Origin of the sequence: Kaistella palustris DSM 21579 (assembly GCF_000422265.1) — a bacterium.
GTDB classification, from domain to species: Bacteria; Bacteroidota; Bacteroidia; order Flavobacteriales; family Weeksellaceae; genus Kaistella; species Kaistella palustris.
The window spans coordinates 251,907-269,885 of sequence record NZ_AULL01000017.1 but is presented as its reverse complement, the minus strand read 5'-3'; the positions used below and the strand labels follow the sequence as shown (position 1 = coordinate 269,885).

The 17,979-nt window shown below is 41.0% G+C and carries 19 protein-coding genes; 16 read left to right on the top strand and 3 right to left on the bottom strand.

Translation table 11 applies throughout. The features are described 5' to 3' along the window. Window positions 1–20 precede the first annotated feature (20 nt). From H562_RS0108150 to H562_RS0108100, 11 genes are all read left to right on the top strand, one after another. Window positions 21–998 (top strand): hypothetical protein, encoded by a 978-nt coding sequence (locus H562_RS0108150; protein ID WP_027377062.1) that lies wholly within the window; start codon window positions 21–23, stop codon window positions 996–998. A 38-nt stretch (window positions 999–1,036) separates the two neighbouring features. Beyond that, the gene (locus H562_RS0108145; RefSeq protein WP_027377061.1) at window positions 1,037–1,885 is read left to right on the top strand and encodes an ABC transporter permease; all 849 of its coding nucleotides are present in this window, start codon (window positions 1,037–1,039) and stop codon (window positions 1,883–1,885) included. 64 nt (window positions 1,886–1,949) lie between these two features. Next, entirely contained in the window at window positions 1,950–3,203 is a 1,254-nt protein-coding gene (locus tag H562_RS0108140) for an ABC transporter ATP-binding protein (RefSeq protein ID WP_034690963.1), read from the top strand. Between the two features lie 5 nt (window positions 3,204–3,208). Continuing rightward, complete coding sequence (locus H562_RS0108135; protein WP_027377059.1) at window positions 3,209–3,628, top strand: sugar 3,4-ketoisomerase; 420 nt, start codon at window positions 3,209–3,211, stop codon at window positions 3,626–3,628. Next, entirely contained in the window at window positions 3,609–4,076 is a 468-nt protein-coding gene (locus tag H562_RS0108130) for an acyltransferase (protein ID WP_027377058.1), read from the top strand. The genes H562_RS0108135 and H562_RS0108130 overlap by 20 nt, the downstream gene beginning before the upstream one ends. Further along, window positions 4,069–5,172 carry a DegT/DnrJ/EryC1/StrS family aminotransferase gene (locus tag H562_RS0108125; protein WP_027377057.1) on the top strand — a complete coding sequence of 368 codons (1,104 nt, stop codon included), beginning with the start codon at window positions 4,069–4,071 and terminating at the stop codon, window positions 5,170–5,172. The genes H562_RS0108130 and H562_RS0108125 overlap by 8 nt, the downstream gene beginning before the upstream one ends. 46 nt (window positions 5,173–5,218) lie before the next feature. Further along, on the top strand, window positions 5,219–6,208 hold the full coding sequence (locus H562_RS0108120; protein ID WP_027377056.1) for a glycosyltransferase: 990 nt from the start codon (window positions 5,219–5,221) through the stop codon (window positions 6,206–6,208). Between the two features lie 33 nt (window positions 6,209–6,241). Beyond that, on the top strand, window positions 6,242–7,156 hold the full coding sequence (locus H562_RS0108115) for a glycosyltransferase family 2 protein (RefSeq protein ID WP_027377055.1): 915 nt from the start codon (window positions 6,242–6,244) through the stop codon (window positions 7,154–7,156). A 71-nt stretch (window positions 7,157–7,227) separates the two neighbouring features. Then, complete coding sequence (gene asnB / locus H562_RS0108110) at window positions 7,228–9,027, top strand: asparagine synthase (glutamine-hydrolyzing) (RefSeq protein WP_027377054.1); 1,800 nt, start codon at window positions 7,228–7,230, stop codon at window positions 9,025–9,027. Between the two features lie 4 nt (window positions 9,028–9,031). After that, window positions 9,032–9,970, top strand: a complete 939-nt coding sequence (locus H562_RS0108105; protein WP_027377053.1) for a glycosyltransferase family 2 protein — start codon at window positions 9,032–9,034, stop codon at window positions 9,968–9,970. Then, window positions 9,970–10,911, top strand: coding sequence for a glycosyltransferase family 2 protein (locus tag H562_RS0108100; protein WP_027377052.1), 942 nt, complete (start codon window positions 9,970–9,972; stop codon window positions 10,909–10,911). Before H562_RS0108105 ends, H562_RS0108100 begins: the two co-directional genes overlap by 1 nt. A 123-nt stretch (window positions 10,912–11,034) precedes the next feature. Here H562_RS0108100 and H562_RS0108095 read toward each other — a convergent pair whose 3' ends face one another. Both H562_RS0108095 and H562_RS14860 read right to left on the bottom strand, forming a co-directional pair. Further along, window positions 11,035–11,847: a carbohydrate deacetylase gene (locus H562_RS0108095; protein ID WP_027377051.1), complete on the bottom strand. Its 813-nt coding sequence runs from the start codon at window positions 11,845–11,847 to the stop codon at window positions 11,035–11,037. 72 nt (window positions 11,848–11,919) lie between these two features. Beyond that, complete coding sequence (locus tag H562_RS14860; protein WP_034690938.1) at window positions 11,920–12,690, bottom strand: class I SAM-dependent methyltransferase; 771 nt, start codon at window positions 12,688–12,690, stop codon at window positions 11,920–11,922. Between the two features lie 86 nt (window positions 12,691–12,776). Here H562_RS14860 and H562_RS0108085 point away from each other — a divergent pair, with 86 nt between their 5' ends. Genes H562_RS0108085 through H562_RS0108070 form a run of 4 tightly spaced genes read left to right on the top strand, consistent with a single transcriptional unit; the run spans window position 12,777 to window position 16,412 of the window. Next, window positions 12,777–13,622, top strand: a complete 846-nt coding sequence (locus H562_RS0108085) for a glycosyltransferase family 2 protein (RefSeq protein ID WP_027377050.1) — start codon at window positions 12,777–12,779, stop codon at window positions 13,620–13,622. After that, window positions 13,619–14,680, top strand: a complete 1,062-nt coding sequence (locus tag H562_RS0108080; RefSeq protein WP_027377049.1) for an acyltransferase family protein — start codon at window positions 13,619–13,621, stop codon at window positions 14,678–14,680. The genes H562_RS0108085 and H562_RS0108080 overlap by 4 nt, the downstream gene beginning before the upstream one ends. Then, a complete protein-coding gene (locus H562_RS0108075) occupies window positions 14,647–15,855 on the top strand; it encodes a glycosyltransferase (RefSeq protein WP_233701984.1) in 1,209 nt (402 codons plus the stop codon). The genes H562_RS0108080 and H562_RS0108075 overlap by 34 nt, the downstream gene beginning before the upstream one ends. Then, window positions 15,852–16,412: an acyltransferase gene (locus H562_RS0108070; RefSeq protein ID WP_027377047.1), complete on the top strand. Its 561-nt coding sequence runs from the start codon at window positions 15,852–15,854 to the stop codon at window positions 16,410–16,412. The genes H562_RS0108075 and H562_RS0108070 overlap by 4 nt, the downstream gene beginning before the upstream one ends. Before the next feature lie 38 nt (window positions 16,413–16,450). Here H562_RS0108070 and H562_RS0108065 read toward each other — a convergent pair whose 3' ends face one another. Then, a complete protein-coding gene (locus H562_RS0108065) occupies window positions 16,451–16,753 on the bottom strand; it encodes a DUF4298 domain-containing protein (RefSeq protein WP_027377046.1) in 303 nt (100 codons plus the stop codon). Window positions 16,754–16,817: 64 nt separating this feature from the next. Between H562_RS0108065 and H562_RS0108060 the strand changes: the two genes are divergently transcribed. Continuing rightward, on the top strand, window positions 16,818–17,966 hold the full coding sequence (locus H562_RS0108060) for a glycosyltransferase (RefSeq protein WP_027377045.1): 1,149 nt from the start codon (window positions 16,818–16,820) through the stop codon (window positions 17,964–17,966). Window positions 17,967–17,979 lie beyond the last annotated feature (13 nt).

Sequence of the window (17,979 nt, the reverse complement as noted above, 5' to 3'; positions counted from 1 at the left end):
CAGCTTAAAAATCCTGCATTTTGAAAATAAATCTACTTTCCAAAATCCTTTTTTCGGCATTCCTGGCTTTTACCTTGAGTACCTTTCTGTACTTTTCTTTTGGAAATATTTATTCTTCAAAAATTCTTAATTATCAGGAGTTTACAGCGCAGTTTTCAGCAGGGATTTATCAGTACCGCATTCTGAGCAGCTATTTACTGTTTGGGGTTTATGATATCTTATCGGCTGTACCAATTGATTACGAAATTTATAGGTTTAAATTTTTCAGTTCGGCTGCGGAGCCGCAAATGTATCTTGCTTTTTATATTTTAAATACCACTTTTCTCGTACTTTGTTCTTCATTAATGGCTTTTGTCCTGAACGGAAAGCAATTCATTACAACCGACGCGGAACAAATTCTACTTATCTCAACTGCGGTTTTTGCGATGGTCTTCAGCCAGTTTGCGCTCGTGCCTTATGATATTTCGAGTTATTTTTTTCTGCTGCTCTTTTTTCTTTTCTTTTTAAAATATCTGGAAACCAGATCGACTTTAAGACTGATGATTGTGGCTTTAATAATGAACATTTCGACGCTGAACCGCGAAACCTCGGCACTTTCAATTTCACTTGCAGGCACACTTCTGTTTTCGAAATACGGATTTAGCAAAAAGTCCATCCAGCCGCTGTTGGTGTTGGCAGTTACTTTCGTGGCTGTTTATGTCGGTATGAGGCTGTTTCAGCAAAGCTTTTCCACTAATGATGGTAATCTCCTGATAAAAAACTTCAGCGATCCGAAAAACCTTTTGGGCATTTTATGCTGGTTGGTATTTTTTGTTTTTACTTTACTAATCGCCAAAGACAAAAAGGCCGTTCGGCACATTTTACTGTTTCACATTTTGTCTGTTCCTTATATAGTAATGTGTCTGTACAGTGGCATTTTGTATGAAATCCGCCTTTATGTCCCGCTGTTTCTCACCTCACTGCTGCTCGCACGTCTTGAACTCACAAAAACTCAATAATTTATTCTATTTTTGTTTAAAGATTTATTTTTACACAAATGAATAAACCCCAACAGGAGTGGACCGAAACCATCGAATCCAGTCATTCTTTATTTGATTTGCGGCTCGACGAGGTTTGGCGCTACAGGGATCTGGTTTACATGTTTGTGAAACGGGATTTCGTGTCAGGGTTTAAGCAGACTGTTTTGGGGCCGGTCTGGTTTTTCATTAATCCCATATTTACTACGGTCGTATTTGTGCTGGTTTTCGGCAATATTGCAAAACTGTCTACCGACGGTATTCCGCAGGTTTTATTTTATCTTTCAGGAATTACGCTCTGGAATTATTTTTCTACAAGTCTTACCGGCACATCCAATATTTTTACCGCAAACGCTTCGATCTTCGGTAAGGTTTATTTCCCCAGGTTGGTAATGCCCATTACTATTGTTATTTCCAGTTTAATGAAATTTGGTGTGCAGTTTTTACTTTTTCTTGCGGTCTGGTTTTTTTACCTGATGAAAGGAAATATCCACCCGAACATCTGGATGTTGGCAACACCGTTTTTAATTCTCTTAATGGCTGTATTTGCACTGGGTGTAGGCATGCTTTTTTCAGCCCTCACGACCAAATACCGCGATTTACAGATGCTGCTGACTTTTGGGGTTAGTTTAATGATGTATGCCACACCTGTAATTTATCCGGTTTCATCAATTTCAGGAATCTGGAAAAAACTCGCCTATTACAATCCACTTACGGGAATTTTTGAATGTTTTAAATATGGCTGGATGGGCTCCGGCGAATTTACCGTACAAATGTTATTCATCAGTTCCGCGATCATTTTGGCGCTTTTAGCGATCGGAACCGTTGTTTTTAATAAAGTTGAAAAGGGCTTTATGGATACGGTTTGATGGTTGATCGTTGATGGTTAATGGTGACGATGAAAAATTAGAGAAGCTTCTACAAATAAAAAATATGCTTGCATTAAAGGCAGAAAATATTTCGAAACAATACCGCCTCGGCCAGGTGGGCACGGGAACGCTGTCGCATGACCTCAACAGGTTTTGGCATCAGGTTCGTGGCAAAGAGGATCCGTATCTCAAAATTGGTGAGGCCAATGACCGCACCCAAAAAAGTGAAAGCGATTACGTGTGGTCGCTGCAGGATATCAATTTCGAAATTGAAGAAGGTGACGCGGTCGGCATTATCGGCCGGAATGGAGCGGGAAAATCTACCCTTTTAAAATTATTGAGCAAAGTCACAAAACCGACTACCGGCAAAATTTTCACCAAAGGCCGTATCGCCTCGCTTCTGGAAGTCGGCACAGGCTTTCACCCCGAAATGACCGGGCGCGAAAATATTTTTCTGAACGGCGCCATTCTTGGAATGACCAGGAGAGAAATCGCCCACAAATTCGATGAGATCGTAGATTTCTCCGGGGTAGAACGCTATATTGATACGCCTGTAAAAAGATATTCTTCGGGAATGTACGTGCGCCTGGCATTTGCAGTTGCCGCGCATCTGGAGTCTGAGATCCTGATAGTAGATGAAGTCCTGGCCGTAGGCGACGCCGAATTCCAGAAAAAATGTTTGGGGAAAATGGGCGATGTCTCAAAAGGAGAAGGCCGAACTGTACTTTTTGTAAGCCACAACCTCACCGCAGTTAAAGAACTTTGCCGCAGTGGAATCCTTCTCGATAAAGGCAAACTGATATTTGCCGGCAGCGTAGAGCAAACGGTGATCGAATACCAGAAAAGTAGCCTTACCAAATCAACATATCTCCATAGCGGTACGCCCGAAACGGCATTAGGAAACGAAAACATCAAAATTCTGGAGTTTTCAGTAATGCCTGAAAGAGGGGAATCAATCGACATTAATTCCGGTGCGCACGTAAAAATAAAATTCCTGAATTTTTGTCCTGATATTAATTTAGACATTACTTTTGAACTTCGTACTTTTGAAGAGGTCATCGTTTTTCACGCCGGTCATCTCATCAGTCAGCAGGCAGATGCGCGGCTGGGCGAGTATAATATCGAATTCGAAATTCCCGCCGGCCTGCTGAATGCGGGAAACTATTATTTCAGGCTGGTTTTTGGCAGGGATCAGACATTCCCACTATATGTAAATGAAAACATCGCAAGCTTCGAGGTCAATAATGTCCGGTTAGGTTCTAAAATGCACATTTTTCCGGGGATTACACGCCCGGCATTTGACTTTAAAATAAATTAAGAATCATGGATCAAAAACCCACAATCATCATGCTGCCAAAAATCGGATCTTCGGATCTGGGCTATATTTCAGTGGGTGAGAACAGCAAAAATATTCCATTCGATATCAAAAGAGTCTACTGGACTTATTATACACCGCAGGATGTGACACGCGGTGGCCACGCACATCTGATCTTAAAGCAGGTTATAGTGGCGGTGTCGGGAATCATCACTTTCACCACCGAAGATTTAAATGGTAATAAACAGGAATTTATCCTCGACAGCCCCGACAAAGGCCTTTTTATTCCGGAAAAAATTTGGCGCGATATTAAATTTTCTCACAGTGCAGTGCTACTGTGCCTGGCCTCCGAAAAATATACCGAAGACGACTATATCCGGGACTACGAAATATTTTCAAAACTAAAAGATGAGCGTAAAAATTCATAAACTCGCCGATGTGCAGTCCGAAAATATCGGTGCAGGTACCACAGTCTGGCAGTTCTGTGTGATTCTGAAAGAGGCGCGGATCGGCACAAACTGCAATATCAACTGCCAGGTCTTTATTGAAAACGACGTCAGCATTGGGAATAATGTCACTATAAAACCAGGCGTGCAACTCTGGGATGGGATTACACTGGAAGACTTCGTTTTTATTGGCCCAAATGTCACATTTACAAACGACCTGATTCCCAGATCACAAAATAAAGACTATTTACAGCGCAAAACTCTGGTGAAAACCGGCGCATCCATTGGGGCAAACGCCACGGTTCTTGGTGGGGTAACCATCGGAGAAAACGCACTGATCGGCGCTGGCAGTGTGGTTACAAAAGATGTTCCTGCAAATGAAATATGGGTAGGAAACCCTGCAAAATTTTTAAAAAAAATTCATGATTAAATTTCTCGACCTTCAAAAAATAAATCTCCAGTATCAGCAAGAAATTGAAAAAAAACTGCTTGAGGTTTACCGTTCGGGTTGGTATCTGCTCGGCTCGGAAGTGAAAAATTTCGAAAAAAACCTTGCAGGATATATCGGATCGCCGCATACGATCGGCGTGGCAAACGGTCTCGATGCTTTACGCCTGATTTTTAAGGCCTGTCTGGAATTGGGCCAGTTGAAGGTGGGTGACGAAGTAATAGTTCCCGCCAATACATACATCGCCTCTGTTTTGGCAATCACGGACAACCGCTTAAAACCGGTTTTTGCAGAACCTCAGATTGAGAATTACAACATCGATATTTCTAAGATCGAGGCGCTGATCACACCGAAAACCAAAGCCATTATGGTAGTGCATTTGTACGGACGTGTTTGCTGGTCACAGGAACTGGAGGATCTGGCAAAAGTATACGGTCTGAAAATTATCGAAGACAATGCCCAGGCGATCGGCGCGGAATGGAAGGGTAAAAAAACCGGAAATCTGGGCGATGCCGCAGGCTTCAGTTTCTATCCCGGTAAAAACTTGGGCGCATTGGGCGATGGCGGTGCGGTGACCTGTAAAGACGACCTGCTGGCAAAAACCATACGGATCCTGGCTAATTATGGTTCCGAAGAAAAATACGCTAACAAATATCAGGGCCTGAACAGCCGGCTGGATGAAATTCAGGCAGCTATATTAGATGTAAAACTGAAATACATTGACGCCGATAATGATAAAAGGCGGAACATTGCCGAAAAATATATCGCAGAAATCAAAAATCCTCAAATTATTCTGCCGGAATTAAGTACAGATCCAAAAGAAAACGTTTGGCATCTGTTCGTGATCCGAACGGCTAAAAGAGAAAAACTCCGGGAGTATATGGAGAAAAACGAAATTCAAACTCTGATCCATTATCCTGTGCCGCCGCATAAGCAACGCGCTTACCGCTACTTCAATCAGCTCACTTTTCCTGTTACAGAAAAAATTCATCAGGAAGTGCTCAGTTTGCCCATCTCGCCGGTAATGGAGGATTCCGAAGTTAAGAAAGTCATCGAAATTCTGAACTCTTATTCCTGAAAACAGAAAACTTTAAACAAACTACCAATCCTGAAGCCCAGGTAATATGATACAGGAAGCAGCCGAAATCGTCGCAAACCCACTTTTATCTGTGATCATCATCACCTATAATCAGGAGAAATACATACGGCAGACGGTAGAAAGTATCCTTGCGCAAAGTTGTGATTTTGATTTCGAGATCATTATCGGCGACGACTGCAGTACGGACCGCACCAGAACTATAATCCGGAAACTTCAGAAAAAACATTCAAAAACAGTCCGGCTTTTACTGCAGGAAAAAAATCAGGGAATAACCAAAAACTATCTGTCGGCTTTGGCTTTGTGTCGTGGCAAATATATCGCGCAGATCGCGGGTGACGATTACTGGAATAATCCACTGAAGGTTCAAAAACAAGTTGACATTCTAAAATCTAATCCTGAGATCGGCTTAATTTATACGGATGTTGATTTCTATCATGAAGAAACGCGCAAGACCGAGCATGCGGTCTTTAAAAATAACCCGAACCGCCATTCGCTAAGTTTCGAAGATCACCTTTTAAAAAAAGGTTTTATCGCACCGATGACGTGGATGTACCGATCGGAACTGAGCCCTTTAAAGTTCAGCTACACAGAGGATTATGCAGATGAATCTTTCCCGTATATTCTGGATCTGCTTCAGCATTCCAAAGTTTTTTATCTTGATGAAGTTACCGCTGTCCGCCGGGTAATTCCCGAAAGCGCCAGCCATCAGACCGACATTCAAAAAAATTATAAATACTTAAAGGGAGTTTTCAAGATCCAAAAGGAATACCTCAGGAAATACAACGCCAGCCCCGAATTTGAAAAAGAAGTTTTGAGCGGCAATTATATTGAGCTTCTTCCATTTGCACTTCAATTAAAAGACGAAAAGTTTATTGCTGAAACGAAAAGTTTCTTTAAAGAAAACAGCCTGTCCTACAGCGCTTTGGAACGCCTGAGCAACACGGTGGTTGCGCTGGAAAAAAGATCGTCAAATAAAGTAAATTTACTGTATCTTAAACTTCGGAAAAAATTCTAGAAATCTTTACACCAAATTACAAAGCATTTTCTAATGACCGTCTGCATCATCATCGTCACCTACAACGCCATGAAATGGGCAGAAAAATGTTTTTCAAGTTTACGGAATTCATCTGTCGGCGTGCATACCATTGTGATCGATAACGGCTCCACCGATGGCACGCAGGAATTTATTGCAAAAAATTTCCCGGAGGTTGAACTTCAGCAGTCAACTAAAAACTTAGGTTTCGGAAAAGCCAATAATATAGGTTTGGAAAAAGCCTGGAAAAAAGGTGCTGATTTTTTTTATTTAATGAACCAGGATGCCTGGATCTACGATGATACGATCCGGGAACTTTTGGAGGTTTATGAAAAACATCCGGAAAAAGGTGAAATGGGGATTCTCAGCCCGATGCATCTCGATGGAAGTGAGCAACGTTTAGATATTTTTCTCGACAAATATATCGCGCAGAATTTCGAAAACCGATATATTTCGGATCTTTATCTGCGATCAGTTCAGGATCTTTACCAAATGAAATTCATCAACGCGGCACATTGGTTTCTGCCGAGAAAAACGGTTGAAACGGTAGGCGGATTCAATCCTTATTTTTTCCATTACGGCGAAGATCAGGAATACGTGAACCGCCTGCATTTCCACGGAAAAAAAATATTGCTGTGCCCAAAATCCCGCGCCGTGCACGATGGAAAGCAGAATCTCGCAAAAGTGGACTATGCAAAATACTGCGAATTGAGCGTTGAAACCAACATATTGAACCCCAATCTGCCCAATGCATACAACCTTGAGAAAAAAGCATTGGTAGAAAGCATTGCTAAAAATTTAATGCTTGGAAATGTAAAAAAAGCAACGGAACTTTTTAAAAAATCCAGAAAAGTAACTTCGGAGAAAAAGGTTCTGTTGGATTTGAGAAAAAAGGTTGAAATGCCCGGACCAACATTTTTAAATATTTGAATTAAATATAAGTGTACTTAAGTTTTAGGAACTAATCAACAAGATTTAAAAAAGCATAAAACACTAAATATATGTGCGGAATAGCTGGGATCATTTCCCCCCATGCCAGAAATTACTCGGAGGAAATCCAGAAAATGACCGATGCAATCGCGCACCGCGGTCCGGATGGCGCACACCACGAATTTTTCGAAAATGCGGTTTTAGGCCATCGCCGGCTTTCGATCGTAGATCTTTCTGAGACCGGCAGACAACCCATGTTTTCGGAAAGTAAAAATGAGTGCATCGTTCTGAATGGTGAGATTTACGGCTACCTCGACTTGAAAAAGAAATACGAAGATTACCGTTACAAAGGAAGTTCAGATACCGAAATCATTCTGGCCATGTATCACCAAAAAGGAAAAAGTTTGCTGCACGAACTTCCCGGGATGTTTGCCTTTGCAATCTGGAACGAAGAAAAACAGGAACTCTTCTGCGCGCGTGACCGTTTTGGCGAAAAACCTTTTTATTATTCCCGCGGAAAAAATGGCGAATTCATCTTTGCTTCCGAGATTAAAGCGATTTTAGCGTCCGAATTGATAGAACCTGTGGTGAATCAACTGGCCCTTTCTCATTTCCTGCAGTATGGTTACGTGAGCGCTCAGCAGAGCATCTATTCCAATGTTTACACGCTTCCGCCGGCGCATTTCCTGGTTTTTTCTAAAGGCGAAATACATATTGAACGGTATTACAGTCTGCCAAAAAATGAACTGCCAATTAACCTTTCCGAGGCAAAGGAAGAGTTTTCTTACCTGCTGAAAAATGCGGTACAAAAACAGCTGATCGCCGATGTGGAGGTCGGGAGTTTTTTGAGCGGCGGCCTGGATTCTTCCACGATCGTGGCAATGGTTAGCGGGTTTAAAGAAAAACAGACTACCATAAGTTTCGGATATTCCGGTGAGAACAGCGAACTCAGATTTGCGGACGAAATTGCGGCGAAATACCATACAAATCATATCGAAATCCACGAAAACCGCGGCGATATTGCGGCAGACCTTCAAAAAATAACGCCCTTTTTCGACGAACCTTTTGCGGATATGAGCGCCACACCGCAGTTTAAGATCTGTCAGGCCGCTGCCCGGCATCTAAAAGTCGTACTTTCCGGCGATGCCGGCGATGAACTTTTTGGTGGCTACGATTTCTATTCCGTTGAAAATCAATTGAGAAAGCATTTCAGCTACAATAATATACTGGTGAAATTTGGGTTAAAGCAGTTTCGGAAATTCCGTGAAACTTCATTTATCACCAATGAAAATCTTGCGCATCAAAATATCCTGGATTTTCATCAGAATAAAGTGCGAAACTATTTCTCGCAGAAAGAGAGAAGTGAGCTTGGAATAAGTGAAAACTATCACCAAACTTATAGTTTTAAAATTGATCCTGACTCCTTAAATGATATCATGCGAATCGATCTGGAAAAATATGTGCCGGGGAATATGCTGGTGAAAGCCGACCGGATGGCAATGGCCAATTCACTGGAAGTTCGCACACCGTTTCTTGACAGGGATTTCGCGGAGTTCTGCATTCAACTTCCGGAAAACCTGAAACTTGATTCTACGCGCGATAAAATAATTTTGCGGGAAACGATGCAGAATTACTGGACCGAAAACATCAGAAACAGAAAAAAACAGGGATTCGGATCGTCGGTAAAAAACTGGTTCGAAGAAAGAAATTTGCTTCAGCTTTCTGCTGATCTCCTGAACGACAAAAGCGGAAAGGTTTTTCAGTTTATTGATTTTGAAGCGTCCCAGAAATTTTTGAATAAAGACAAAAAGCACTGGAACCTGCTTCAGTTAGCGCTTTGGGCTGAGAATAACAAAAAATTTATTACTTAAATCGATGCTTAATATTTCTGTGATCATTCCGGTTTACAACGCCGCAGCTTTTTTGGTAAAGGCCGTTGAATCTGCGCTCATGCTTCCGGAAGTGAAAGAAATCCTGCTCATCGAAGATAATTCCACCGACAGTTCGCTGCAGGTCTGTGAACAACTGCAGGCAAATCATGATCAGATTCGGTTTTTTCAGCATCCTGACAAGAAAAATCACGGTGCCGCCGCCAGCCGGAATCTGGGATTAAAAAAAGCGTCTCAAAAATTCATCGCTTTTTTAGATGCTGATGATTATTACCTTAGGAACAGATTTGAGGCGGAAAAAATATATTTTAAAGATGAAAAAGTGCAGGGCGTTTTCGGCGCGCTGGGAACTGAATTCCTGACAGAAAAAGGCAAATCGGAATACTTGCAAAAATTCAAAAATGCCGATTTAACAACCGTAAATTTTCCGGCGGAAGGCAAACAGGTTTTCAAAGGTCTTCTGGGCTTGACCGAAAGAACTTTCGGTACTTTCTTTCATCTGAATACCTTAACTGTCCGCAAAAAGACACTGCTGAAACACGGGATTTTCTTCAACGAAAAACTTCGTGTACATCAGGATTCTGAATTTATTCTGAGACTGGCATTTCACTGTTACCTGAAATCAGGAATCATCGATAAAGCCGTGGCAATACGAGGGATTCACGACGATAACCGGATCACCAAGATCGTGCAGTATTCAACGGAATATAATGAGCGCCAGCTTATTTTCTGGAAGTCACTTTACGACTGGTCAAAGAAAGAAAAGATCGGTGACGACGCTCAAAAACATATTTATCTTCAGAAAAAAGCGTTTGAACTTTCCACAGAAAAAGGTGTTGTGAAGTGGAGTGATTTCCTTTTGACATTGATCAAATATCCGGAAATTTTAAGAACAAAATACAGATTTACCTATCTTCAACAATAATGAAAATCTCCGTCATCATACCCGTTTACAATGCCGCAAAATATGTCGCACAGGCAGTTACATCAGTTTTGCAGTTTGAGGAGGTTTCCGAAATTATCTTGGTTGAAGACGGCTCACCGGATCATGCTCTGTGCGTGTGCCGCGAGTTAGCGCAAAAATATGAGCGCGTACAATTAGTTCAGCATCCAGACAAAGGAAATCACGGTGCCGGCGCCTCCCGGAATTTGGGAATTTCTAAAGCTACCGGCGATTACGTTGCTTTTTTGGATGCGGATGATTATTTTTTGCCGAACCGTTTCGATGCGGAACGTGAACTCTTTAAAAATGAGGAAGTAGAGGGTGTTTATGGCGCGTTGGGCGTTCACTATTATTCCGAAAAAGCGCGGGAGCAGTATTTTTCGCTTTTTGGCGATCGCCTGACCACGGTTTATAAAAATCATCCGCCAAAAGATGTTTTTCGTGGTCAGTTGGGAATGTTGGGAAGTTTTGGACTTTTCAGCATTGATACGCTGACCATCCGGAAAGCGGCGCTTGACCAAAAAATTTCGCCACTGATGAAAACACATCTGCGACTTCATCAGGATACTGAATTTCTTTTTCGCCTGTCTTATTACATAAAGCTTTATCCGGGAATTTTAAACAAAGCTGTCGCGGTGCGCGGTGTGCACGAGAGTAACAGGATCACTCAGGTTGATTCGGGTAAGATAAAACCGGCACGCTCGAAAGTTTTGCTTTGGCAGGAAGTTCAAAAATGGGCAGAAAGTGAGCAGAAGATGCCTACTGATATTCGATTACATATTAAAAGAATGCACCGGAGTTTTGAAATCGCAAATGCGCCCTTTCTTAAAAAGTGGCTGCTGATCATAAAATATCTGTTCACCGATTTTCGCAGTATCCGCTCTGGATTATATAATATTAATTTCCGCAAGGAACTGCTTTAGGATCGGTAGATCAACTTTAATGATCAATCATCATAAAGAAAAGATAGCGTTTTAATCGGTTTGGCGCTGGCGTTTCTGACTGCGACCAGCACTTAGACCAATCGCCATACCGAAAACTTTAGGCTAAAAATATTCCGAAAACTTATTATTTAAACAAACTTCCAGCTCCTGCGTACGGAAGTCTGACTGCAGAAAACTTACAAACCTTTGATCCAGATTTCCAAGACCTTTATCTAATTTTGGAATGCCGGGGTGAACCATAATCTCAACCGAACGGTCGCCCGTATTTTCTAAATAATTAAATAGGTTTTCGGCATTGATTTCACAGGTATTTAAAATGCTGTAAAACTGTACTTTGCGCGAATTTCCATTAAACAGACTAAGGAATTTCAGCAGAAATAATTTGAGCACATTTGATATACCCGCAGTTCGAAGATTATATTTAAATGAAGCAGTAAAACTTTCATTGATCTCGCGAACTCTGGGAATCTTATATTTCGCAGCGAGTTTACGGACTATTTTATTGATGGACGGAATAATATGCACATGCTCATGACCGTCGATGTGGGTAATTTGAATGCCGCGCTCTTTTATTTTCAATATTTGAAGTTCGATTTCCTTTTCCAGACTTTCAAGGACTTTTCTACTTTTATATTTGAAAAGCAACTTCACAAAATCATTCCTTAAAACTCCATTTTCAGTAAGCACATTTTCGGAAAATAAAGCGGGAGCGCAGGTTAAATTCACATGTACGCCCACCTTCAGACCGCTGCATTGCGGCAAGATTACCGACACCGCTTCTTCAAAAAAGTCAGTGTTGGCCATCAGGCTCGCATGGGTGAGAAATCCCTCGCGGTGTGCCACCAAAACAGCCTGATTAACACCGGCAGAAAAGCCCAGATCATCAGCATTCAGGATTATTTCCCTTTTCGTCATTCAGTTTTATTTACAAGTTTACAGCTGAAGCGTCTTTTTATTTTAATAATCAGCATTAATTAAAATATATATTTATTTAATAAATACACCCACATATTTACCGTCGAAGTCAACGACTGCAGTTTCAATACTGTTTATTTCACAAAAATCCTGATAGGCGGAATTATCGCCAATATCATCACTGATAAAAACGCCGCCGGGCCTCAAATTTTTGAACAGTTCGCCGTAAGCCCAGCTTCGTCCCTCATAACTTTTATCGGAATCGTAATGAACTACATCGAACGAACTTGCTTCGCTGAAGATTTTCGGTAAAGATTCGCGGTCTGCGTGGCGGAAGAGCTTCCAGTTTTTTTTGAGTTTTTCGGGAATAATAAAACCTACATACTGATCACCATCCTGTCCTAAATAGGGCATATCTGAGCTGTAAAGAACGCCATTTCTCTGCACCAATGACATCAGCGCAGCGAGAGAAGACCAACCGTACGCAACTCCTGTTTCGGCGATTTTTGTCGCCCGAGTGTATTCTGCAGCATAGTAGATCAGTTCCAAAGCGCCGGCACCTCCCATGATGATCGGACAATATTTTTGTTTTTGGTAAGACTCCTTATAATCTTCCGGGAAAATTTCGGCGAACGGCCGCATTTCCTTTCCGAAAAGGCTTTTGATGGCAACCTCCTGAGAAACAGCTCGCGCGGCTGCCCACGACCCGGTTTTGTGTTTACCCTTAAAAGCACTTTTCCTGTTAAAGATATTTTTGATGATTTTGCGGCCAAGTTCGGGGTACAGATCCGGACGTTTCAGATAACCGACAAAAGTCTTCGAGACTCTATTTATTTCGCCCACAGTGTTTTGTTTAAAACAAAAATACACAAAAAACCAACGAAATCTTAAAAATGCTATATTTGTATGTATCCTAAAAAAGCACGCCGATGAAGTTCTCCATCCTGGTCGCTAATTATAACAATGGCCACTTTTTCGACGACTGCTATAACTCGATTATTTCGCAAACTGCCGATAACTGGGAAGTCATCATTCTGGATGATGCCTCGACCGATAATTCCGTAGAAGTCATTAAAAATAAAATTAAAGGTGACCCACGGTTTCACTTTTTTGAAAATGAAGTAAACCGCGGCGTGGGTTTTTCTAAAGGTAAACTGATCGAGCTGGCAAATGGCGAAATCTGCGGTTTCCTGGATCCCGATGATGCGCTGCTTCCACAAGCTGTACAGGCATCTTCAGACATTTTTAAAAATAAAACCGACGTGGTGCTCACTTATTCACGTCCCATGAAATGTGATGCCGCTTTAAATCCTTTACACGAAATCCGTTCCGCAATGCAAGTGTTAAACGGTGATCCATTTTTCTTCAACTGTCCGGTTCAGATCATACATTTTGTAGGGTTCCGAAAGGAAGTTTATCTGACCTGTGAAAAAATGAATTCCACCCTCAAAATTGCAGAGGACCAGGACCTTTATTTAAAAATGTACGAAAAAGGAAATGTGCACTTCATCAACCAGACCGATTATCTTTACCGTGCGCACGCCGGAGGAATTTCGCAAAATGACAATAAGCAAAAATCCTACGAATACTTTGCACAGGCTATTTTTCTGGCGATGAAACGACGGGACTTAAAACAGATCAACGGAAAAAATATTCCCGATAAGTACACCAATTCAAAGGAAATTTTCGATCTGCTTGCCTATCAGAACTCCATACCTTTCCGCATTCTAAAAAAATGGCGCCTTATTTTGCGAAAATTTAAAGCGCGGCGATGAAAGAAAGAAGCGCCAAAAATTTTATTCCTGCACTTACAGGTTACCGAGCTGTTGCAGCCTGGATGATTTTTGTGCTGCACTTTTTTCCTTTTAACAATCCGCTGGCACCCGACTATCTAAAATCATTTGTGCGCGAATGGCATATTGGTGTGGATATGTTTTTTGTACTGAGTGGATTTCTGATCACCTTTCGGTATTTTGATCAGCAACCGATGGATTTCAGGAAGTATATGGTGAACAGGTTCGCAAGAATTTATCCCATGTATTTTCTTGTAACCCTAGCAGTATTTACCGCTTTTTATCTTCAGAACAATTTATGGAATATGGAGAAGATGGTCGAAGCCGTTTTAAGTTTCACTTTGACCAAAGCTTTTTTCCAGAAATATTTTTTTACCGCCGGAATTTCGCAGGGCTGGACCTTGACCTTGGAGGAACTTTTTTATGTCACGGCACCCTTTTATTTCATTCTCCTGCGCAAAAGATCCTACTGGTTTTTTATTTTACCTGTAGGAATTTTTCTTTTTGGGCTTTTTTTAAAGGATATTTCACAAATCCCACAAAACGCTTGGGGATTTATGCAGAAAAATATTTCCTACTATATTTTTGAGTTTTTTACAGGAATTCTTCTCGCGATATTAGTGAAAAACCGCTCAGATCTCCGGCACAAAATAAAGGGCGCCACATGGTTCGGCTGCTGTTTTATACTTTTATTCTTACTTTCTCTTCCTACACATTATCAAAATTCAGACTGGGTGAAAGCGGGTGCGGCTGTTGTGCTTTCGGTGTTTGGCATTGCGCCGCTTCTTTGGGGACTCATTTTCGAAGATACTGCTATCGCACGTTTCCTGTCTACAAAATATATGGTTTTGCTGGGTAAAAGCTCGTATATATTTTATCTCATCCACAAAGGATTTATTCCCGTGCTGATTTATGATTATGTGGCAGAAAATGTTTTGATTATCTTTATACTGCTCAATATATTATCTGTGTTGATGTTTAATTTTCTCGAAAAACCCATTAATTTATGGATCAGGAAAAGATTCAACTCAACCAATTAAAAGACTTCATGACCGTTGATGCAAAAATAAAAATTCTCTTCAGGCACCGATCAATGGAAATGGGCGGCGTTGAAAAAGTACTGCTCAGTTTGCTGCATAATCTTGACAGGGAAAAGTTTGAGATCACGGTCTGTCTTACATTAAACCAGGGCGAATTACGGAATGAATTTCCCGGGCATGTACGGAAAGTATATCTGGCAAAAGGAAAGGAAGATTTTTCTAAAAATAAATTTATTCAAAAGTTTCAACTTTTACAGCGGACAATTCAACTCGAAAAATTCAGAAAAAAACCCGAAATCACCGATGAGAAATTTTTAAAAGAAAACTACGATATCGAGATCGCGATGACGTATAATGATTTTGCTTCTGTACTTAATTCCACAAATAAAAATTCAAAAAAAATCGGCTGGTTTCACTCAGAAATTAATCTGCCAAAACTACAGCCTTTGGTTCCGGCGATACTTGCCCATTTTCCGAAATTTGATCACATGATATACTGCTCCGAAAAAATTCAGACAATCATGCACGAAAACTATCCAAACCTGGAGTATCCAAAGGAAAGTGTGATCATCAATGCGATCCCTGTTGAAGAAATAAAAACGAAGGCCGTCGAAAAAATATCAGGTTTTCCGAAAAGTCCGGTTTTCGTTTCGGTCGGAAGGCTTCATTCAAGAAAAGGATATCATAAACTCATGGAAGCGCACGCTCAACTGCTCAAAGATGGTTTTCGGCATTCAGTGGTCATCATTGGTAATGGTGAAGAGTTACCAAATCTTTTAGCTCAGCAAAAAAAACTAGGCGTTGAAAAAACTTTTATTTTCGAAGGGAATAAGATGAACCCTTATCCTTATATTAAAAATGCAGATTTCTTCATTATGCCGTCGGAATCTGAAGCCTGGCCGCTGGTATTGGCGGAATCTTTAATTTTGCAAAAACCCATTATTGCCACCAGGGTTGGTGATGTAGAACTGATGTTGAAAGACCGCGAAACCGGTTATCTCATCAACTATAAAACGGACGAAATATATCATGCCATGAAAGAATTTCTGACCAATAAAAATCTGATTGCGTACCTTAAAGAAAACCTTAAAGACATTGAAAAGGAATTTGATAACCGGAAGGTTTTCTCGGCAGTTGAGGAACTGATTTTAAAATTACATACAAAAAACACATGATTATTTTCTACCGGCTCATTTTAAAGTTACACCACTCTTACGTGAATATGATTCAGCGGTTTTATTTGAAAATCTGTCTTGCCAAGGGTTTAAAAGTGGGCAAAAACGTTCGGTTTGTAGAAGTTCCCGAATTTGGAACAGAACCTTTTCTAATCGAAATCGGCGACGACACCACTTTTTCAAATAACGTACGCTTCATTAACCACGACGGCGGACAAAATGCGTTGCATTTCCTGGAAAAATACAGAGACGTACGGACTTTCGGGCGGATAAAAATTGGCAACCAATGTCTTATCGGTGCCGATACAGTCATTATGCCCGGCGTGGAAATGCACGATAACTGCATCCTTGGAGCGGGTTCAATTTTAACAACTTCTACCCGAAAAGGCTCGGTTTATGCCGGTATTCCCGCAAAATTCATCTGTACCATAGAAGAATACGGTGATAAACTGCTTGCCAACAACGTCATATATCCGCGGGAACTTGAGCAGGACCGCGCGAAACTCGAACGTTATATTAAAGAACATTTACCGAAAACATACCGGCCTGTGCGATAGTTCATACCTTGGCAGAGTTGCGCGCATAAGGTCTAAACTTATTCTAACCCCGCGACACCCAGTTTTATCATTTTTATCAGGATGTCCTTCCGGTTTCCGAAGGTATCGGAAACTGCGTCTTCACCCAACACGCCGCGTGGCAATTCTTCCGGGAGCATTTTCGCTGAGTCATCTTCCCGGTCCTTATACCATTTTTCACTGCCGTAATAATCCAGGAGTGTATTGAATTCCTGCTGATTTACCGTCCATTTTGCGAGCAGTAATTCCATTTCCGCAATCAAATCATTTGTGCGGTTCAGTACATTTTCCATTTCGCCGATGTTTCTTAGCTGTTCTTCCATGAATTAAATATACGGAATACTTTTTCTTGAGATCGCTTTATTATCTTTGTACAAACACACACCTTTGAAAAAAAAGATCCTCATCAGAATTGGCTCCTTGCGGCATGGCGGCGCAGAAAAAGTGTTGGTGACTTTTCTGAAAAACCTACCCGAAGATAAGTATGAGATCGATCTTTTGCTTAACCTTTATTCGGGTAAATATCTGGCAGAGATTCCCGGTTTCGTAAATATTCTTTATCTGAACAAAGGGGAAATGATCACCACAAACCGGTTGCAGGATTTGCCTGTGAAGACTTTCCGTGTTTTGTATCAGAAGATTCTGAAAATTTTCCCGCAGCTTCTTTACCGATTTGTTTTAAAAGGAAAAAAATATGATATCGAGTTTGCAGCTATACATGGCATGCGCGATGAGATCTTGAATTCACCTTTAAAAACATCAAAAAAAATCGTCTGGATCCATAATGACTTGCGGAAAACAGAATTCCATCACTACACCGACCGCGAGATCCAAAAGTTCTTTGGCTGTGATGTAATTCTGGTAATTTCCGAACAAATTCAGCAGGATTTTGAAACATTAGCAAGAACAGAAAAGGAAAAAAAGAAAATCAAAAGAATTTATAATCCATTAGACACAGCGGAAATCATACGTAAGTCTGAAGCAGGAAATCTGAAACCGGAAAAAAGTGAAAATCCGCAATTTTTGTCTGTCGGAACGGTTTTCCCGCAAAAGGGATTTGACCGTTTGCTGAGAGTTCACAAGAGACTTTTGGATGAAGGTTTCCCGCACACTACCATAATTCTGGGCGACGGTTATGATTTTGAAAATATCAAAAAGCTTCAGGCTGAACTGCAGGTTACAGAGACATCAACACTTTTAGGCTTTTCCGATAATCCTTATCCGTATTTTAAAGCGGCAGATTTTTATATTTTAAGTTCGCGATATGAAGGCTTTCCCACAGTTTTATTTGAGGCAATGACATTAAAAAAGAAAATTATCGCTACAGATGTTTCCGGCGTGCGTGAACTTTTACAGGGTGGGAAGCTTGGCCTGATCGTGGAAAATTCAGAAAAGGGAATTTATGAAGGAATGAAGAAAGCCCTGTCCGAACCACAGGCGTTCAGGGAATATGAAAAAAACTTAAACTCCTTCGAAATGCCTTTCACGCTGGAAAATTCCGTAAATTCCCTCATTCAAATAATCGATGAGCTGTAACAGTTTTTAATTT